Here is a 20,357-nt window from a genome sequence, read left to right as displayed (position 1 = left end):
AAATTTTAATTTTAATAGTTTAATACCGGCGCAAAATTAGCATTTTGAATTATTCAACAGTATGATTTTCATCATTATTTGCCTCATTTTCCAAATTTTCATCAATTATTACATCATCTTCTACATCAACTTCGTGAATTACTTTCGCTACAGCGGCAATTTCATCGTTGTCTTTGATATTGATCAACTTAACACCCTGAGTAGCCCGGCCCATCACCCTGAGATCCGAAACTGCCATACGAATGGTTAAACCGGACTTGTTAATGATCATCAAATCATCATGATCGGTCACATTTTTAATTGAAACCAATTGACCGGTCTTGTCCGTAATATTGATGGTCTTCACTCCTTTACCACCTCTATTCGTGATGCGATAATCTTCTAAATTTGACCTTTTCCCATATCCCTTTTCAGAGACGACCAAAATATTGTCATCTTCGCTGGAGATAGAAACCATCCCTACAACCTCGTCATTCTTTCCTGCCAATGAAATACCTCTCACCCCGGAAGCGTTCCTTCCCATCGGCCTGGTCTTATTCTCTTCAAAACGGATCGCTTTACCTGATTTTACCGCAATCATAATCTGACTGTTTCCATCTGTTAATTTGGCTTCCAATAATTCATCACCGTCTTTTATGGTAATCGCATTAATTCCGTTCGCTCTTGGTCGCGAATATTGCTCCAAGGAAGTTTTCTTCGTGATTCCTTTCTTTGTAACCATGATGACATAGTTATTATTGACGTATTCTTCGTCTTTCAAATCTTTTGTCACGACAAAGGCTTTGATCTTATCATCACTTTCTAAATTGATCAAATTCTGTATGGCCCTTCCTTTGGACGTTTTATTTCCTTCCGGAATCTCATAAACACGCATCCAAAACACCTTGCCGTTTTGTGTGAAAAACAACATGTATTGATGGTTCGTAGCAATGAATAAATGTTCTAAGAAATCTTCTGACCTCGTAGCAACTCCTTTTTGACCTCTTCCTCCTCTATTCTGAACTTTATACTCAGTAAGATCTGTCCTTTTAATATAACCCGCATGAGAAATAGTGACAACGACATTATTATCAGGGATAATATCCTCGATACTCAAATCACCACCGGAATATTCAATATTGGTTCTTCTTTCATCACCATATTTTTGCTTAATTTCCAGCAATTCGTCCTTGATAATCGACATTCTTCTTTCTTTGCTGCCTAGTATGTCTCTCAAATCAGCAATAAATTTAATGATGTCATCGTATTCCGAACGCAATTTTTCTTGTTCCAGACCTGTCAATTGTCTCAACCTCATTTCGACAATGGCACGCGCTTGTTTGTCGGATAATTGAAAGCGTTCCATCAATTTTTCTCGGGCTTCCTCAGCATTGCTGGAAGATTTGATCAGTTCTATTACTTCGTCAATATTATCCGAAGCGATAATTAATCCCTCAAGTATATGAGCCCTGTCTTCTGCTTTGGCCAACTCAAACTGAGTTCTTCTCACCACTACGTCATGCCTGTGCTCAACAAAATGAACAATGAGCTCTTTTAAGTTTAACATTTGAGGCCGACCTTTTACAAGTGCTATATTATTAACACTAAATGAGGTTTGTAGCGCTGTATACTTAAATAATTTGTTTAATACAATGTTTGGGATTGCATCTTTCTTCAGTACATATACCAACCTTCTACCTTGACGGCTAGTCTCATCTCTTACATTGGCAATTCCCTCTATCTTCTTGTCATTAATTAGATCTGCGGTCTTTTTGAGCAATTCCGATCCATTAACCTGATAAGGAAGTTCAGTTACGATAATACATTCTCTACCATTCACTTCTTCAAAATGTGATTTTGCTCTGATCACAACTCTTCCTCGACCAGTTAAAAAAGCTTCTCTGACTCCTTCATAACCGTAAATCGTTCCTCCCGTCGGAAAGTCAGGGGCTTTGATATGCTCCATTAATCCCGGGATATCGATGTCATTATCATCGATATAAGCCACAGTACCATCAATAACTTCTGTTAAATTGTGAGGAGCCATATTTGTCGCCATACCCACGGCTATACCAGAAGCACCGTTCACCAGTAAACTGGGTACACGGGTAGGTAAAACGGTCGGTTCATTTAATGTATCGTCAAAATTTAATCTGTGATCTACTGTATCTTTTTCGATATCCGCTAACATCTCCTCAGAGATCTTTTTCATTCTCACCTCGGTATATCGCATCGCAGCCGGACTATCTCCATCGGGAGAACCAAAATTCCCTTGTCCATCTACCATTTCATAACGCATACTCCAATCTTGAGCCATTCTAACCATGGCATCATAAACTGAGGTATCTCCATGTGGGTGGTACTTACCTAATACTTCCCCAACAACTCTTGCAGATTTTTTATGTGCTCCGGTTGCTTTAATACCTAATTCGTGCATCCCGAATAAAACTCTCCTGTGCACTGGTTTTAAACCGTCACGGACATCGGGTAATGCTCTTGAAACTATCACAGACATTGAATAATCAATGTAGGCCGACTTCATTTCTTCCTCTATATTGATAGGGATTATCTTATCGTTTTCCTCCATATTTCAATTTTGAATTTTTTATTTTTTTACAAAGGAGCAATATACAATTTATCTATATTTTATAAGGCTTACGCGCCCATTTTATTCCCACAATTTATCAACAAATAACCATCCATATATCCTTGTAGCTAAGCGGGTTACTCATTTGTTAATACCTAGGCATAAGTTTTGTAAGGAATTAACCAAAAAATCTACTAAATTTACATCATAAATACCTAAAAAATGGACGATAATTTTTCACCGAAAGTAAAGGATGTCATCGCATATAGCAAGGAGGAAGCGTTGCGTTTAGGGCATGACTTTATTGGTACAGAACATTTGATGTTAGGATTGTTGCGTAAAGCAAATGGAGAGGCGTATGATATTTTGAGCTCTTTTGATATTAATTTTTCGAACTTAAGAAGAAAAATTGAAGCATTACACCCTGTATCTAACATTGAGAATATAGATAATAAGAAGAGTCTTCACTTGACAAAGCAAGCTGAAAAAGCATTAAAAAGTACTTTTTTAGAAGCCAAATTATTTAAAAGTGATAGCATAAGTACAGCCCATTTATTGCTTTGTATTCTGCGCAATGAAAATGATCCAACGACAAAAATTTTAAACAACTTCGATATTTTTTACGATGATGTGAAAGAAGTTTTTCAAGAGATGTACATAGATACAGAAAAAAGCGAAACACCAAGAGCTGAAATTCCCCAAGAAGATTTTAATGACCCAAAAAAGAATCCTTTCGAAGGTACCTCTAAGGCTAAAGCTGATAAAAAAACCAAAACACCGGTTTTAGATAATTTTGGAAGAGACCTCACCTACTTGGCAGAAGTTGGAAAACTTGACCCCGTTGTAGGAAGAAAAAATGAAATTGAAAGAATTTCTCAGATCCTGAGCAGACGTAAAAAAAATAATCCTATCCTCATCGGTGAGCCCGGTGTAGGAAAATCTGCCATTGCTGAGGGGCTGGCACTTAGAATTATTCAAAGAAGGGTTTCGAGAATTTTATTTAATAAGCGAATTGTACAATTAGACCTGGCGAGTTTAGTTGCTGGAACCAAATATCGCGGTCAGTTCGAAGAAAGAATGAAGGCCTTGATGAATGAATTAGAAAAAAATGATGATATCATTTTATTTATTGATGAAATTCATACCATCGTAGGTGCCGGTGGAGCAACCGGATCATTAGATGCTTCAAACATGTTCAAACCTGCGCTGGCAAGAGGAGAGATTCAATGTATAGGTGCCACAACCCTGGATGAATACAGACAGCATATAGAAAAAGATGGTGCTTTAGAAAGAAGATTTCAAAAAGTAATGGTTGAACCAACTTCCATTGATGAAACGATTGAAATTTTACACAATATCAAAAATAAATACGAAGATCATCACAGTGTAACGTTTACCGATGATGCCATTAAAGCTTGTGTTACTTTGACGAGTAGATACATGACCGATAGGTTTTTGCCTGACAAAGCCATCGATGCTTTAGATGAAGCAGGATCGAGAATCCACATCACCAATATCGTAGTGCCAAAACAGATTTTAGAATTAGAAAAGAAATTGGAAGAGGTCACTGAATTGAAAAATACGGTGGTAAAAAGCCAAAAATACGAAGAAGCTGCAAAATTGCGCGATGATGAAAAACGCTTGGAAAAAGAGCTCGAAATAGCCCAGCAAGAATGGGAACTTCAATCAAAACTCCAAAGAGAAATCGTAACAGAAGATAATGTGGCGGAAGTGGTGAGTATGATGACAGGTATTCCCGTAAATCGTATAGCAGAAGCAGAAAGTAAAAGACTCAAAGACCTGCCTGAATCCATCAAAGGTAAAATTATAGGTCAGGATGAAGCTGTGGCGAAAGTAGTAAAATCGATCCAAAGAAATCGAGTGGGATTAAAAGACCCAAATAAACCCATTGGTTCATTTATATTTTTAGGACAAACCGGCGTAGGTAAAACACAACTTGCCAAAGTACTGGCTCAAGAACTATTTGACACGCAAGATGCTTTGGTTCGAATTGATATGAGTGAATACATGGAAAAATTTGCAATTTCCAGATTGATTGGCGCACCTCCTGGTTATGTAGGTTATGAAGAAGGTGGGCAGCTTACGGAAAAAATCAGAAGAAAACCTTATGCCGTAGTTTTGCTGGATGAAATCGAAAAAGCGCATCCGGACGTTTTCAATATGATGTTACAAATTTTAGATGATGGATACATTACAGACAGCTTAGGCAGAAAAGTTGATTTTAGACATACAGTCATTATCATGACCTCGAACATCGGTTCAAGACAACTCAAAGACTTTGGCCAGGGTGTTGGTTTTGGTACAGCCTCTAAAAAATCTCAGGCGGATGCCAACGCCAAAAGCGTGATTGAAAATGCCCTGAAAAAATCTTTTGCTCCAGAGTTTTTGAATAGGATTGATGATATTATCGTGTTTAATCCTTTAGAAAAAGAGGATATCAATAAAATTATCAATATTGAATTAGCTAAATTACTTGATCGTATTTCCGATTTGGGCTATAAAATTGACTTGACAGATAAAGCGAGAGATTTTATTGCAGAAAAAGGTTTTGATAAACAATACGGAGCCAGACCTTTAAAAAGAGCAATTCAAAAATATGTAGAAGATCCGCTTGCCGAAGAAATTGTGAATTCATCGCTGGAAGAAAATGATGAAATTTTGATGGATTATAAAGAGGGAAGTGATCAATTAAACATTGAGATCAAAAAAAAGAAAAAATCCACTGATAAAAAAGCAGATAAAGAATAAGTGATGAAAAGATCCATCTGAAAATGATGGATTTTTTATTTTCAAAAACGGATAAAGAAGAGATGAATTTTTTCCATTTATTTGATATTTTAGGAACAGCTGCTTTTGCAATTTCAGGTGCTTCTTTTGCGATGGAGAAAAAAATGGATCCCTTTGGTGTTCTGATCATCGGTTTCGTCACCGCCATCGGTGGTGGTACATTAAGAGATATGTTAGTAGGTAGAGAACCGGTGAGTTGGATGACCAATATACCCTACATTTACACCATCATCATTTCTGTAATCCTGGCTATTATTTTTAGAAAAAAAATTGGGAAATTGAGCAAATCTCTTTTTTTATTTGATACGATCGGACTGGGAATATTTACAATTACAGGAACAGAAATTGGAATGCAAAATAATTTTAATCCGATTATTTCAATTTCTTTAGGGATGATGTCTGCCACCTTCGGGGGTGTAATTCGAGACACACTGTGTAATGAAATTCCCTTGATTTTTCACAAAGAAATATACGCAACAGCGTGTATTTTAGGGGCTATGACCTATTTAATGATTCAACCTTTACAATTACCCATTGAAGTGAATTTTATCATCACGATCGGAATTGTGATCGCGATTAGAACTTTGGCAGTTGTTTTTAAGTGGAGTTTGCCGAGCTTTTATAAACAATAAAACCGCAACAAAGTGCGGTTTTATTGTTTAAACGATCTTTCATTTTATAGCTTGGCCAAACCATCTTCAACGATTTTAATCATTTCTGCTTTGTTTGAATACTGCGAGGCTTGTTTGACGCCTAACACCTGATTCAATACCTGACGAGCCATTTGATCTGCACCATAGTCTTTATATTTTATGCCCATATCGACAAAACTATCCACCAAATTTTGCGTAGCCTCAATATTTGAACTGTTGACCACCCATTGAAATCCTTCTTTATAGATATTCTGAGTTTGTTTATCATCTGTAAAAAACATTCCTGCAATAAGATTGTCAGCTACAAAAGGCATTTGATCCTCATTTTTGATTTGGATGTAAATAGGAATCAGGGCATCTTTTAGATACTTGCGATTTTTTTCATTGACAACACTTTCTAAATTTGTCAAACCGAGTTGAGGGTCCAAAGCGAAAAGAGCACTCAATGCAGCGTTTTGTACAGCATAAGATTTACTTTTTAATGCTTCGTTGTATAAAGGGATATATTTTTCATTTTTAGTGATGGCTAGTTTTTCAATAGCTGCCGCTTGTACCAAAGTTTTTGGATCTTCTTTTGCCAACTTCTCCATATGTTTGATCGCCTCGGCTGCATCAGATCTCGAAATATCCACTTTATCAATCGCCAATATTCTTAAGCCGTAATAAGGATCATTTAAAGCTTTACTCAAAGTTGTCACAGCAATTTTCTCGCTTTGATGATCCCCTAAATTTTCTATGGCTTCTCTCCTATCTTCATAGGTTGTTCCATAAAGATATTGATGCACATAGTTTTCGGTCGTTTTCGAATCATTTATTTCTACCAGCAATACGCGGTCTGAATCTACATTCACCAACTCTGGTCTTTTAGTGTATTTAAAAGAAAAAGACTCACTTTTTTCATCTATCCAGACAGGATAAGTTTTGGGCTTTCCTCCTTCATAAACTTGAATGGTCAAAGGAAATTGGAAAACTTCTTCCTGATTTTGACTGATGCTTACAGCGACCAATTTGCTGCTGTCATTATAATCATATTTTACCTCTAACTTGGGATGACCGTTATTAAAATACCATTGATTAAAAAACCAATTGAGATCTTTACCCGTAACCTTTTCCATCGCTAATCGCAATTGATGGGCTTCTCCGGTTCCGTATGCATTGTCGGTGAGGTATTGTTTTATGCCCGTTCTAAAAGCCTGGTCTCCTAAATAGCTTCTAAGCATATGTAAAATAGTACCTCCTTTGTTGTAGGAAACAGCATCAAACATATCTTCTCTACTCTCGTAATAAAAACGAACTAGATCTTTGAGTTCATTACCACCGGCCAAATAGCCCTGTATTTCTTCGTGCCTGTGAGCATCTGCCGCATCTTTACCGTACTTGTGCTCAATCCATAAGTATTCCCCATAATTGGCAAAGGACTCATTTACCGTTAAATTACTCCAACTTTCGGCTGTGACATAATCTCCAAACCAGTGGTGAAATAATTCATGTGCGATAACATACTCCCATGAATTTTCATCTATCAATTGACCAGGTACTTGCTGAGCATTTTCAGCATGTAGAACCGCTGTTGTATTTTCCATGGCACCGCTTACATAATCTCTTGCCACCATTTGAGCATACTTTGGCCACATATAATCTACACCTGTATAGGAAGAATAAAAATCCATCATTTCAGGTGTAAGGCCAAAAATATCTTTAGCATATGGCTCAAATGCTGGCTCTACATAATAATCTACGTCAATATTTTTCCATTTATCTTTTACAATGCTGTATTCGCCTATACCCATAAAAAATAAATAAGGTGCATGCTTTTGATCTAATTTCCAGTAATCCGTTCTGGTTCCGTCATTGTTGTTTTTTTGCTCGACTAAAATTCCATTGGAAAGTGTGACATATTTCTCTGGTACTTTGATATAGATTTCCTGACTTGTCTTCTGATTTGGTGAATCGATCGTTGGAAACCAACAGCTACTTGATTCTGTCTCTCCTTGTGTCCAAATCTGAGTAGGTTTTTCTGCATCCTTTTGATCGGGATCAATAAAGTACAATCCTTTCGCATCGTTAATTGCAGCACTTCCTTCTTGCTTTACTTCATCTGGTCTTGCTGTATACTTAATATAAATGGTGTACTGATCATCTTTTAAATAGGTTTTACCCAGATTTACCTTGAGTACATCATCTTTATAGTCATATTTCAAAGCTCTCCCATTCTGCGTGACTTCATGAATTAACATCCCTTTTGCATCCAATGTCAAGGAAGAAGTAGGATAAAAATGTGGGGCTAGGGTAAGCCATGCTTCTCCGGATAATTGCCTTTTTTCAAAATTAAAAGCTACGCTTAATTTGGTATGAACTAGATTATTTTCTTTTTCCCTTTCCCCGCGGTAAGTTGTACTGAGGTCCTGTAACTCCTGAGCATTTAAATGCAACACACTCATAAAGAGGACAATAATTCCTATTTTAAAATTCATCATTTATTTGTTAAATTGAACGGTAGCAAATATAAAATTTTATGTAAATATCTTTGTCTCAATTGTTCAAAATAAAAAAAGGCCCTAAACCTCTGAAGTTTGGAGCCTTTCGACATTTTATTATCTCATAAAACCTTCTATTTGAGAAAATATAGGGTTTTCTTTATCCATCCGATCAAAATCATTTAACAAAGCCATGATTTTATGGGGTTCCATGCGGTCTCCCAAAACTCTGGCTAAACCAAAACCTTCTTGATCATTCGCTGCAAATACTATAAATTCATCCACTGTATCTTCATCCCCCACATAGACTACCCTTAACTGAGTCCCTTCGTGATTTGCACGCATCAACTCAATTAAATTTTTATTCTTAAGTACCGCCATCACTTCAGATTTTTCTTCTTCAAAAACATCTCTATTCTCTTGAGTCAATTTAAACATGAGCAAATTGACCTTTTTAATCGATTTCAAAGTTTCTAAATTCTCCTTACTCGCCCCTTCCTTGAGTGAGACAATACTGGTGGGTACATCTAAACTCAAAAAGTTCTCATTGTCTTGCTTACTTACAAAATACTTTTGTAAACTTGGACCATTCGAGCACCCGATAAGTGTCAATAATCCGATTCCTAAAATGAAATAAATCCTCTTCATAATCTAGTTTTTACTTGCTTTTTCTAAATGCTCACCACCTGGCAGATCCATCTTCTCAGTAAGTTTTGAAATCTGCTTTAAATCGATATTACCGGTTAAGGAAATAATTACAGATTCGCCTAGATCTATATCTCCACTTTTCACAAACATAAATAGCTCTTTCACAAAATCTTCACTTTTCCCTTGTTTGACGTAAATATTGACACGATCATCTCCATCTTTTACCCGCATGAGCTCTTCTAAATTAGCAGTTTTCAAATACTTATCTACTTCCGCAGCCATTTGGGCAGCTACACTTTTATTTTCTGTAGCAAAAACCTTCAAAGTTTCAATATTCTTGATCAAATCCAAATACTCTTCATCAGATTCAGAACCGATCTTACTCATTAAAGAAAATGCTTTCTGATTGACGATGACTGAGGTAACTCCATCAATATCCTCAAATTTATCAAATTGAGATTGTGCAAAAACCGCTGTACTCAATCCAATCGAGAACAAAACGTAAAATAAAATTGACTTTTTCATATTCTTTGTTATTAAATTTTTATTCATTTTTAAATATTTTTCTTTGTGTTTCTTCATAGTAATTCAATTGGGCAATCGCTTTATTTCCCTTGTTTAAATTTTGAGAGATCAATTGTAAAGCTTCCTGTGTTTTCGCAAAAGCCTCTCTGGCCGCAACCTCTTGATTGTGCTGGTATTGTTGATAAGAGAAAACACTTACCATCAGTAAGAAAGAGGCGGCAATAGAGATAAATTTCATATTGAATTTTCTTTCTTTGGGCAACTCGATCTCTTTGACAGATATATGATTCGGTTCTTCTTTAAAGTAACCAAAAAAGGCCCTGTACTGAGCCAAATGCTCGGCAATTTGATTTCCTGAAAAATATTCTTTCAATTGTTTCTCTTCCGCCAAAGTGGTTTCGGCTTCAAAATATTTTTCTAGTAATTTTTCTATGTTACCTGATTCCATAGGATTCCTTTTTTAAAAATTTTTCTCTTAACGTTTTTCTGGCTCTGGACAAATTCACCCGAATTGCCGTTGCTTCCATTTGCATGATCTCTTCTATTTCTTGAAAATCATAATTTTCTACATCCCTCAATTGAACGATCATTCTCTGTTTTTCCGGTAATTCATTGATCAGATTTTTCATGATCGTTGCTTGATCTTTCCATTCCAAATCTCCTTGAACGGAATCGTCGCCGGAATAATTACTGTGAACTAAAGATAAATTGGACGCCCTTTTTGATTTGAGTTGATCTAAACAATAATTCTTCGTCATGGTCATCGCATAAGCCTCAATATTTTTGTATGCACCGAGATTTGATTTTGATCGCCACAACTTTAAATACAACTCTTGTGTCGCGTCCTCAGCCTCATCCGTCGAAACCAAAAGTCGTTTCGCCAAACGATACACTTTATCTTTAAAGGGCATTACTTTTTCTAAAAATTCCTTTTGGTTCATTGTAATGATTTCCAAATCTATCGACTTATACTCTATCGACGAATATGTGTCAATAATGTTACATGGCACAATTTATGCAAAGCTTTTTTTTTAAATTTGGCAACTTAAATAAATATTTATGAAGAGTAATATAAAATTTTCAGTTTCGATTTTTTCAATGATGGTGGCTTTATGGTTGACTAGTTGTGGAGGCGATGACAATGATCCAACAGTAGTAGAGCCCCCTATCGCATCAAAAAATACTGAAATTCAAGACTTTATCTGGCAAGGAATGAATGAAATTTACTATTGGCAAGATAATGTTCCGAACCTGGCAGATAATAAATTTGCGAGCCAGGATGCTTATAAAACATTTTTAGAATCAGAAGATGATCCTTTTGTTTTCTTTGATAACCTCCTATACCAAAAAAATGTAGTAGATAGATTTAGCTGGATTGTAGATGACTATGTTGAATTAGAGAATTCTTTCCAGGGGATTTCAACGACAGATGGAATTAAATTTGGAGTTGCCGCTTATGGAGAAAATGGTGTTTTTGGTTATGTACGTTATGTTTTACCTAATTCAGATGCCAGTAAAAAGGAAATTAAACGCGGTGATATTTTTACCCATGTCAATGGTGTTGCCATTACCCGGTCCAATTATGTGGACTTATTATACGAATCATCGAGTACTTCACACACCCTAAGTCTGGCTAAAATTGAGAACAATACCATCACGCCGACCGGAGTGGATGTTGAGTTGTCTAAGTCGGTACTGACAGAAAACCCTGTATACCTCAGCAAATCGTTTACCATAGACGGTAAGAAAATAGGTTATATCATGTACAACCGTTTTAATGATGATTTTGATGATGAAATCAATCGTGCTTTTGGTGAATTAAAAGCTGAAGGAGTTACAGATCTTGTGCTCGACTTCCGATATAACCCCGGAGGTTCAGTCAATACAGCGGTATCCATTGCAAGTATGATTACGGGTCAGTATAACGGAGAAATTCTGCTGAAAGAAAAGTGGAATAGAAAATATCAGGCCTATTGGGAGGCAAATAGACCCGATTACCTCATTTCAAAATTTCCGAATAGATTAGGAAACGGAAATCTGATCAATAGCTTAGAACTGAATAGCATCTATATTTTGACAACCGGAAACACGGCTTCTGCCAGTGAATTGATTATCAATGGCCTAAAACCCTACATCAATGTAAAATTAATTGGTCAAAAGACCTATGGTAAATCTGTAGCTTCAGTAACGCTTTACGACTCAAATAATTTTGGTAAAGAGGGTGCAAATCCAAATCATAAATACGCCATGCAACCCATTATTTTAGAGACCAGAAACAAACTGGATGAAAACGACATTGACGGGTTTGATCCTGATTTTGAAATTGCTGAAAATATCGCCAATTTAGGTACTTTAGGTGATACGGATGAGCCCTTATTGCAGGCGGCGATCAATATGATCACTGGAAGGGCCATGAAAATGGATACTCAAAAATTTAGATTTGCGGATGATCTGCTCGATGCAGCAGCAATACCTAATTACCGCAATGATATGTACTTAGAATTAGACAATGAGGAACTCACAAAACATTTTTCCAGAACCCCTTTGTTATTGGAATAAATGATGCGGATAGATAAATACTTATGGTGTATCCGTTTTTACAAAACAAGAACCATCGCCGCTGAGGCATGTAAAAAAAATCATGTGCGCATCGATGGTTCTCCCTTAAAACCTTCTAAAGAAATATATGGTGGAGAGAAATTGACAATTCGTCATAATCAAATCAATTATATCATTGAAGTTTTAGAGATTCCTCAAAACCGCGTAGGTGCAAAAATTGTCGATTTATACCGAAGAGATCTCACCCCGGTCTCTGCCTTTGAAAATAAAGAGGCGCTCAGATTGGCCCAGGATTATTACCGAAAAAAAGGAACGGGCAGACCTACTAAAAAAGACCGTAGAGATTTAGAAGATTATATAGACGAAAATGAATCAGAATGAAATAAAAGCTTTTTGGGAATCTAAATATCGCGAAGGTCAAACGGGTTGGGATATTGGTGCAGTGTCTTTGCCGATCAAAACTTATATAGATCAAATAGAGAATAAAAATTTAGATATTTTAATTCCGGGAGCAGGAAGAGCCTATGAAGCTGAATATTTGTTAAAACAAGGATTTCAAAATGTCCATGTACTTGATATTGCTAGAGATCCGCTTGCCGAACTCAAAAATAGGGTGCCTCACTTTAAGGATGAAAATTTACATTGTGAAAATTTTTTCACACATCAGAAGACCTATGACCTCATTCTTGAACAAACCTTTTTTTGTGCTATCGACCCCACATATCGAAAGGAGTATGTTCAAAAAGCCCATTCAATGTTAAACATAAAAGGAAAAATAGCTGGTTTATTATTCGATTTTCCTTTGACTGAAGAAGGTCCCCCTTATGGTGGTTCTGCTGAAGAGTATATAAATCTCTTTGAGCCCTACTTTCATTTAAACTTATTAGAAAGAAGTTATAATTCCATCAAACCGAGATGGGGAAGAGAACTTTTTTTTATATTTGAGAAGAAAAATTAAGCATTTCCATGTCGAGATCTATCATACTCACCAGCCAAGAAATTACATTCAAAATAAGACGTATCGCTTATCAAATTTATGAGTCAAATATTGATGAAAAGGAAATCATTATTGCAGGCATCAGTGAAAATGGTTTTTTGTTGGCGAAAAAAATAGCAAAAGTATTACAAAACATTTCTCCTATCAAAATTGTGCTTTGTGACGTAAAAGTGAACAAAAAGAATCCCCTGGAGGAGATAAAAACGAGTTTAAAACCGAGTGACTATGAAAATAAGTCGGTGGTTTTAGTGGATGATGTACTTAATTCGGGTGCTTCCCTGATTTACGCTGTAAGACACTTTCTGAATGTTCCTTTAAAAAAATTCAAAACAGCGGTCTTGGTGAATCGAAATCATAAAAAATATCCGGTAAAAGCTGATTTTAAAGGAATATCCTTATCTACTTCTATACAGGAGCATATTACTGTTGAATTTCAAAAGAATAGTACGATTGCCTATTTAGATTAAAAGACAAATTTCTTCTGTTATTTCTTCTACCGTTTTCTGATCTATAACTACTGTAAAATGAGATTGCTCATAAAAACTCCGGCGTTCAAATAAATGCTTCGCAACAAATTCACTGAGTTGATCTTTATCTAAACTTGCGATCAAGGGTCGCAGATCTTGTTCCTTACTCAATCTCGATACCAACGTTGGAATATGAGCTCTTAAATAGACACTCTTGCTATACTTCAAAATTAAGCTCATATTATCGCCATAACAAGGGGTACCTCCTCCCAAAGCGAGAACGAGATTCTTTTTCTCTCTTAAAATTTGATCGAGATAAAACCTTTCCTGTTTTCGAAAGTAAATTTCCCCTTTTTCTTTAAAAATATCGTTGATACTTTTATTTTCCTGACTTTCAATATACTCGTCTAAATCTAAAGCCTCAAAATTTAATCTTTTAGCTACTTTTTTCGAAACAGTTGATTTACCACTGCCCATATATCCTATCAATGTAATGATGCTCATCTTTATAAATATGCTATTAGATATTGCTAATAAATTGATTTTTAGCGCCCTAATCTTTGATGCAAATATCTTCAAAATTTATTTAAAATAATCCTTGCAAAATAAAATAATGATGGTATATTTGCAACCGAATTTACAAAGACCTGGTAGCTCAGTTGGTAGAGCATATCCCTTTTAAGGATAGGGTCCTGGGTTCGAGCCCCAGCCAGGTCACGTTCTTTTAAAAATGATCCGCTTTTAAAGCGGATTTTTTTTATTTTATCATTGCGCACGTGGCGAAATTGGTAGACGCGCCAGCTTGAGGGGCTGGTGTTCGCTTTAGAACGTGCTGGTTCGAGTCCAGTCGTGCGCACACTTTTATAATGACACAAATTGCTTACAATACCCTCCTCGCTTTTAGTAAAATTTTCACTAAATTTTGCCATTTTATTAGTATCATTGCGGCATGCTTAAAAAAATTGTTATTGCATTTTTAATTCTGTTTTCAATGGGCCTTCGCGCGCAGGAAAGAGAAACTGCAGTAGACACAATCAGAAAGTTAAAAGGCCGTGTGATTAGCGTGCACGATAATGAACCCCTTCAAAGTGCCCATATCCTCAATTTGAATACGGTTGTGGGAACCATCACGAACACAGATGGGAAATTTGAGATTTCTGCAATACCAAACGACACCTTATTTATTTCATATATTGGTTATCAATCTGTCAAATTAAAAGTAACCCGAGATCTTCTCAAAGGAAATGAATTGGAAATTGCCATTCATGAAAAAACTGTGGTCATCGATGAAGTCACAGTAAAATCACATAAATTGATCGGTGTACTTGTTGTTGATGCCAAAAATGTACCTGAAGACAAATATTCTAGGATTTATATCAATGGTCTACCTCAAGCTTATGAAATGGGTGCTGGTCGTAATACTTACACGGGTGCTTTGAGTGCCATTTTTAACCCTGCAGATTTCTGGTATAGTAAATTAGGCAAAAAACCCAAAGAGCTCAAACGACTGAAAAAATTAAAAGAAGGTGACGAAGTTCGAAATATGATGGAGCAGAAATTCAATCGGGAAGTGATCATGGATTATCTCGATATGAGTAGAAAGGAATTGAACGACCTTTTAACAGAATGCAATTACTCACAAAGCTTTATAGAAAGAGCCAGCGATTTACAAATCATAGAAGCGTTTTTAGAATGCTATGAAAACCATAATGCGCTTAAAAAAGGTCAGGTAAAACACGAAAGAATTCAACTTCGCGATACCTTATAAAAAACCCCAACTATTTTTCAATAATTAGGGTTTATCAAGCAGTAAATCTATTTTTTTTAGGTCAGCATACCTCCGTCTACATGCATGGTTTGCCCTGTGATATAAGAAGACATATCACTTGCTAAAAACACACAGGCATTGGCGACATCTTCAGGTTTTCCTCCTCTTTTTAAAGGAATTGCATTTCGCCATTCCTGCACCGTTTTTTCGTCTAACTTATCTGTCATTTCCGTTTCTATAAAACCGGGTGCGATGGCATTACACCTGATGTTTCTTGAACCTAACTCCAAGGCGACGGATTTAGTAAAACCTAATATTCCGGCTTTAGAAGCCGCATAATTGGTCTGACCGGCATTTCCTTTTACACCTACCACTGAGCTCATGTTGATGATCGAACCACTTCTCTGTTTCATCATAGGGCGAATCACAGCTTTAGTGAGATTAAATACTGATTTTAAATTGATTTCGATCACCTTATCAAAATCTTCTTCAGATATCCGCATCAATAAGTTATCTTTCGTAATTCCTGCGTTATTGATCAAAATATCAATTTTCCCAAATTCCTTGATCACTTCATCCACCAAACTTTGTGCTGCATCAAAAATAGCCGCATTAGACTGGTAGCCTTTTGCCTTTATACCGTGAGAAGATAATTCCTTTTCCAAAGCATTGGCCGCTTCTGTTGAAGAATTATAAGTAAAAGCCACACTGGCACCCTGTTTAGCGAATTCTAGAGCTATTCCCCTACCGATCCCTCTCGAAGCGCCCGTAATTAGCGCTATTTTATTTTCAAGTAATTTCATATTTCGTAAAGATTAAGTTCCAAAGATAATAAAATGAATAAGATCTGTCTCATAAAAAAGCGCCTCAAAACACAAGTTTGAGACGCTTCCTATCTAAATATAACTAAACGTTTATTGCTTTAAATCAGTTTGTTTGTAATTAAATAAATAATCAATGTCCATTTCTGTCACCTCCCCTAATTTAGCAAGTGCTTTCATGTCTACATCCTTTTTATTTCCAATGACCACCGTCGTATATTCTCCTCCTTTGATATTTTCGTCGAAAAAGTTTTTTAAGTCCGTCATATCCATTTCTTGAACACCCGAATAGACATCTTTCCTGATATCGTAATCGATCCCTCGTTTTTTCAAACTTTCATAATTCCAAAATATATTGGACTTGGTAATTCTCTGTGCGGCAATCTTTTTTAAGGTCGATTCTTTGGCCTGCTCAAATTGTTCTTGTGCCTCTGGCATATCGTTCATTAAATCCATCATGGCATCTACCGCTTCGGGTAATTTATTCGCTTGAGTACCCACATAGGCATAAATGTAATCCTCGTCGCCCGCTTTTCTTGCCATACTATAAGAAGAAAATGCGCTATAGGCCAAAGATTTAGACTCTCTGATTTCCTGAAATACGATGGAAGATAATCCACTGCCAAAATAAGTGTTAAATAATTGTGCTTCAGCCATTTTTTCTTTATCAAACGCATCTCCCTTTGAAACCAAAACCATTTCAGATTGGACCATATCGTAATCTACAAAATAGACCTTTCCTCCTGTTTCTTGCGCAGTATATGTTTCTGGTTCTGGATAAGATTTTAAGGGTGTCTCAACTTGATGACTTTCATTCAATGCCACCATGGCAGCATCGAGATCATTGCCGTAGTAAAAAAGACGTTGATCGTAGTTCTTCAAATCCTTTACAATCTGAACCAATTCTTTTGGATCTATCTTCGCCAATTCATCTGCGGTATAAATATTGCGCAATCGAGAATGATCTCCATATTTCGCATATTCAAATAAGCCATCCCAAAGAATATTGTCTTTTTGAGTTTTACCGTCTTCTCTTGATTTGAGTATTCTAGCTACATATTTATCATAACTCTCTTGATCAGCAACAGCATTATTCCAAAGATCCTCTAACAAGAGTAGCCCTTTATTCATATTCTCCTTTAGTCCACTTAAACTCACATAGGTCTGATCACTTCCCGTATTTACATTGTAATTGATACCCAATTTGTAAAATTCCTTTTTCAGGTCTTCAGGCGTAAATTTCTCTGTCCCAACAAAATCCAAATACCCGGCTGCTAAGGAGATTTTTTTATTGTGATCGCTACCCATATCAAAAATAAAATTCATTTGAAATAGGTCATTTACTCTGTTCTCGATACTTGCTATGTCTATATCATTTGAGAGCTTAGAATAGTTAATCTCTTTTTCAAAATCGACAAACACTGGAGAAATCTCTGCCGGTTTCATCTCATTAAAAGTCACCAAATAATCCGATTGTTTATCTCTGTTTAAGTTGATCGGTGTGATTCCCGGATTTTCAACTTTTGCAATGTTTTCATCTGTGCCTTGTTTTTTATAAGTGACGACATAATTATCCTTATAAAAATCATTGGCAAAAGTGATCAATTCTTCTTTGGTCACCATTTTCATTTCATCTAATTCCTTAACTATATCGGCCCAATTCTGGCGATGAATAAATGAATTAAAATATGCGTTAGCCAAAGCTGTACTGGATTCAAATTCTCTTAACTGATTTAATTTTAAATCATTTACGACGGCTTCAATCATCCAATCATCAAAATTTCCACTTTTAATTTTATCCAATGTGGATAACATCAATGCCTTCACTGTGTCTAAACTTTGGCCAGCCAAAGGATAACCGTCTAAGAAATGTATGCCATAGTCATTTTGAAAGAGCGTAAAAGAAGTTGCGTTTTGCACCTTTTGTTGCTGATTGAGATCAAGATCAAATAAACCGGCTTGACTATTCGCCAATATCATATCCACCAATTTTACCATTCTGGCCTCCTTACTGCCGATTTTATCGGTTCTAAAAGCGACATAAACAGATTCATTGGTGGGTCCGTATACCTCTTTAACGATAGGAGAAGTAATCGGTGACTCTTTTGGAAGTTCAGGGTGTTCTACGGGTTTATTTTCCCATTTTCCAAATGTATTGTTGACGATATCGATGGTTTCTTCAAAATCTATATCACCTACCAATACTAAGCCCATATTACTGGGTACATAATATTTTTCAAAATAATTGTGGATTGCAACCAGAGAAGGGTTTTTGAGATGATCTGAAGTACCGATCGTTGTTTGCTGCCCATAAGGGTGAGTTGGAAATAAACCTTCCAGTGTTGTTGAGAATTTTTTTCTAAAATCATTGTCTTGCCCTCGATTGAATTCTTCGTAAACGGCCTCTAGTTCTGTATGAAATAATCGTAAAACTAACTCTTCAAAACGATCACTTTCCAATTTAGCCCATTTTTCAAATTCGTTTTCCGGGATCTTATTGTGGTAAACCGTTTCTTCAAACCAGGTATGCGCGTTCGTTCCTTGAGCTCCCATAGCCCCAACCATTTTATCGTATTCATTGGCAATAGAGTAATTAGAGGCTTCCAAAGAAACCTTATCGATCTGACGGTAAATTTCCTTTTTCTTTTCTGGATCATTTTCAGCCTTATGTATTTCATATAACTTACTGATAGAATCCAATAAAACCTTTTCCGACGACCAATCTTGTGTTCCAAATTCACTGGTCCCTTTAAAGAGCATATGTTCCAAATAATGGGCTAAACCGGTACTCTCTTTTGGATCGTAATTCGAACCGGCCCGAACAGCCATATAGGTCTGAATTTTAGGTTCGTCCTCATTCTTGCTGAGATAAACGGTTAATCCATTCTCTAAGGTATAAAGTCTTAATCCCGTAGGATCTCCGTCAAAATACGTGTAACTAAAACCTTTACCATCCGTGGCAGTTTTAATTTCATAGGGGTCTTGTTCATTCGCCTGTTTACAGCTTATTAAAGAAATAGCAAACAGTAAAATGAGTAAATAAATGTTTTTCATAGTATATATTTAGTTGAAATAAAAAAGTCTGCCTAAAGTAAACATAAGCAGACTCTTATAAAAATTTTTTACATTAAATTAACTATCCGAATAACTCGGCTACTTTTTTACCTATCTCGGCCGGCGATTCTACAACATGAACGCCATTTTCTCTCAATATGGCCATTTTAGCTTGGGCCGTATCATCTTTTCCGCCTACAATGGCACCGGCGTGCCCCATAGTTCTTCCTGCGGGAGCCGTTTGCCCTGCTATAAAACCAACTACCGGCTTTCTGTTTCCATCTGCCTTGATCCATTTCGCAGCATCGGCTTCGAGCTGACCACCGATTTCACCGATCATGACGATCACCTCAGTTTCATCATCATTCATCAACAATTCAACAGCTTCTTTGGTTGTAGTGCCTATAATTGGATCTCCACCAATACCAATGGCTGTTGTGATACCCAATCCTTGTTTTACAACTTGATCTGCCGCTTCATAGGTCAACGTACCTGATTTTGAGACGATCCCTACTTTACCTTTTTTAAAGACAAATCCGGGCATAATACCAACTTTGGCTTCTCCTGGAGTGATTACTCCTGGACAGTTTGGACCTATAAGTCTGCAATCGCGTTGATCGATATAAGCTTTTACTTTGACCATATCACCTACCGGAATCCCTTCAGTAATACAAATGATAACTTTTATCCCTGCTTCCGCTGCTTCCATGATCGCATCTCCTGCGAATGCCGGGGGGACAAAAATAATAGAAGTATCCGCTCCGGCTTTTTCTACCGCCTCAGCAACAGTATTAAAAACAGGTCTATCCAAGTGCGACTGACCTCCCTTACCTGGAGTAACTCCACCCACCACATTGGTACCATACTCTATCATCTGTGAAGCGTGAAATGTTCCTTCACTTCCGGTAAATCCTTGAACAATAATTTTCGAATCTTTATTGACTAATACGCTCATGCTTTATTTATTTCTGTTGAATTATTTTCTGATTACAAAAGTAACCTAATGTTCTTATT

Annotated in this window: 17 protein-coding genes and 2 tRNA genes; 9 read left to right on the top strand and 10 right to left on the bottom strand. The window is 36.5% G+C overall.

All coding sequences use genetic code 11. From position 1 onward, the window contains the following. Positions 1-49: 49 nt before the first annotated feature. Positions 50-2,566, bottom strand: a complete 2,517-nt coding sequence (gene gyrA, locus ACFQ39_RS11040) for a DNA gyrase subunit A (protein ID WP_377178965.1) — start codon at positions 2,564-2,566, stop codon at positions 50-52. Between the two features lie 222 nt (positions 2,567-2,788). On the opposite strand from gyrA, the gene ACFQ39_RS11035 reads away from it, so the two are divergent. Further along, the gene (locus tag ACFQ39_RS11035) at positions 2,789-5,335 is read left to right on the top strand and encodes an ATP-dependent Clp protease ATP-binding subunit (protein ID WP_377178964.1); all 2,547 of its coding nucleotides are present in this window, start codon (positions 2,789-2,791) and stop codon (positions 5,333-5,335) included. A 26-nt stretch (positions 5,336-5,361) separates the two neighbouring features. Then, a complete protein-coding gene (locus ACFQ39_RS11030; protein WP_377180004.1) occupies positions 5,362-6,006 on the top strand; it encodes a trimeric intracellular cation channel family protein in 645 nt (214 codons plus the stop codon). A gap of 44 nt (positions 6,007-6,050) precedes the next feature. On the opposite strand, the gene ACFQ39_RS11025 is transcribed toward ACFQ39_RS11030, so the two are convergent. The 5 genes from ACFQ39_RS11025 to ACFQ39_RS11005 all read right to left on the bottom strand — a co-directional run bounded on the left by ACFQ39_RS11025 (position 6,051) and on the right by ACFQ39_RS11005 (position 10,618). Beyond that, positions 6,051-8,501, bottom strand: coding sequence for a M1 family aminopeptidase (locus ACFQ39_RS11025; protein ID WP_377178963.1), 2,451 nt, complete (start codon positions 8,499-8,501; stop codon positions 6,051-6,053). Between the two features lie 120 nt (positions 8,502-8,621). After that, on the bottom strand, positions 8,622-9,152 hold the full coding sequence (locus tag ACFQ39_RS11020; RefSeq protein ID WP_377178962.1) for a DUF4252 domain-containing protein: 531 nt from the start codon (positions 9,150-9,152) through the stop codon (positions 8,622-8,624). Between the two features lie 3 nt (positions 9,153-9,155). After that, positions 9,156-9,677: a DUF4252 domain-containing protein gene (locus tag ACFQ39_RS11015; protein ID WP_377178961.1), complete on the bottom strand. Its 522-nt coding sequence runs from the start codon at positions 9,675-9,677 to the stop codon at positions 9,156-9,158. Positions 9,678-9,696: 19 nt separating this feature from the next. Next, positions 9,697-10,125 carry a hypothetical protein gene (locus tag ACFQ39_RS11010; RefSeq protein ID WP_377178960.1) on the bottom strand — a complete coding sequence of 143 codons (429 nt, stop codon included), beginning with the start codon at positions 10,123-10,125 and terminating at the stop codon, positions 9,697-9,699. Continuing rightward, positions 10,112-10,618, bottom strand: coding sequence for an RNA polymerase sigma factor (locus ACFQ39_RS11005; RefSeq protein WP_377178959.1), 507 nt, complete (start codon positions 10,616-10,618; stop codon positions 10,112-10,114). Before ACFQ39_RS11005 ends, ACFQ39_RS11010 begins: the two co-directional genes overlap by 14 nt. Before the next feature lie 118 nt (positions 10,619-10,736). Between ACFQ39_RS11005 and ACFQ39_RS11000 the strand changes: the two genes are divergently transcribed. The 4 genes from ACFQ39_RS11000 to ACFQ39_RS10985 are packed head-to-tail and all read left to right on the top strand — an operon-like array spanning position 10,737 to position 13,700. Next, positions 10,737-12,236, top strand: coding sequence for a S41 family peptidase (locus ACFQ39_RS11000; protein WP_377178958.1), 1,500 nt, complete (start codon positions 10,737-10,739; stop codon positions 12,234-12,236). A gap of 3 nt (positions 12,237-12,239) precedes the next feature. After that, the gene (locus ACFQ39_RS10995) at positions 12,240-12,617 is read left to right on the top strand and encodes an RNA-binding S4 domain-containing protein (RefSeq protein WP_377180002.1); all 378 of its coding nucleotides are present in this window, start codon (positions 12,240-12,242) and stop codon (positions 12,615-12,617) included. Beyond that, the gene (locus ACFQ39_RS10990) at positions 12,604-13,194 is read left to right on the top strand and encodes an SAM-dependent methyltransferase (RefSeq protein WP_377178957.1); all 591 of its coding nucleotides are present in this window, start codon (positions 12,604-12,606) and stop codon (positions 13,192-13,194) included. The genes ACFQ39_RS10995 and ACFQ39_RS10990 overlap by 14 nt, the downstream gene beginning before the upstream one ends. A gap of 8 nt (positions 13,195-13,202) precedes the next feature. Beyond that, the gene (locus tag ACFQ39_RS10985; protein WP_377178956.1) at positions 13,203-13,700 is read left to right on the top strand and encodes a phosphoribosyltransferase domain-containing protein; all 498 of its coding nucleotides are present in this window, start codon (positions 13,203-13,205) and stop codon (positions 13,698-13,700) included. On the opposite strand, the gene ACFQ39_RS10980 is transcribed toward ACFQ39_RS10985, so the two are convergent. Beyond that, positions 13,692-14,204 (bottom strand): shikimate kinase, encoded by a 513-nt coding sequence (locus ACFQ39_RS10980; RefSeq protein ID WP_377178955.1) that lies wholly within the window; start codon positions 14,202-14,204, stop codon positions 13,692-13,694. The two genes, ACFQ39_RS10985 and ACFQ39_RS10980, sit on opposite strands and share 9 nt — an antisense overlap. Positions 14,205-14,344: 140 nt before the next feature. On the opposite strand from ACFQ39_RS10980, the gene ACFQ39_RS10975 reads away from it, so the two are divergent. The 3 genes from ACFQ39_RS10975 to ACFQ39_RS10965 all read left to right on the top strand — a co-directional run bounded on the left by ACFQ39_RS10975 (position 14,345) and on the right by ACFQ39_RS10965 (position 15,468). Continuing rightward, positions 14,345-14,417, top strand: a tRNA-Lys gene (locus ACFQ39_RS10975). A 53-nt stretch (positions 14,418-14,470) separates the two neighbouring features. Beyond that, positions 14,471-14,556: transfer RNA gene (locus ACFQ39_RS10970), tRNA-Leu, on the top strand. A 135-nt stretch (positions 14,557-14,691) separates the two neighbouring features. After that, positions 14,692-15,468 (top strand): carboxypeptidase-like regulatory domain-containing protein, encoded by a 777-nt coding sequence (locus ACFQ39_RS10965; RefSeq protein ID WP_377178954.1) that lies wholly within the window; start codon positions 14,692-14,694, stop codon positions 15,466-15,468. Between the two features lie 56 nt (positions 15,469-15,524). Here the strand turns inward: ACFQ39_RS10965 and fabG are convergent, their stop codons facing one another. The 3 genes from fabG to sucD all read right to left on the bottom strand — a co-directional run bounded on the left by fabG (position 15,525) and on the right by sucD (position 20,298). After that, positions 15,525-16,271: a 3-oxoacyl-[acyl-carrier-protein] reductase gene (fabG, locus tag ACFQ39_RS10960; RefSeq protein WP_377178953.1), complete on the bottom strand. Its 747-nt coding sequence runs from the start codon at positions 16,269-16,271 to the stop codon at positions 15,525-15,527. A 111-nt stretch (positions 16,272-16,382) separates the two neighbouring features. After that, positions 16,383-19,343, bottom strand: coding sequence for a M16 family metallopeptidase (locus ACFQ39_RS10955; protein WP_377178952.1), 2,961 nt, complete (start codon positions 19,341-19,343; stop codon positions 16,383-16,385). A gap of 82 nt (positions 19,344-19,425) precedes the next feature. Continuing rightward, complete coding sequence (sucD, locus tag ACFQ39_RS10950) at positions 19,426-20,298, bottom strand: succinate--CoA ligase subunit alpha (protein WP_377178951.1); 873 nt, start codon at positions 20,296-20,298, stop codon at positions 19,426-19,428. Positions 20,299-20,357 lie beyond the last annotated feature (59 nt).

It is taken from the genome of Namhaeicola litoreus (genome assembly GCF_042679565.1).
Lineage (GTDB): Bacteria > Bacteroidota > Bacteroidia > Flavobacteriales > Flavobacteriaceae > Namhaeicola > Namhaeicola litoreus.
This window is presented reverse-complemented; position numbering and strand designations above follow the sequence as displayed.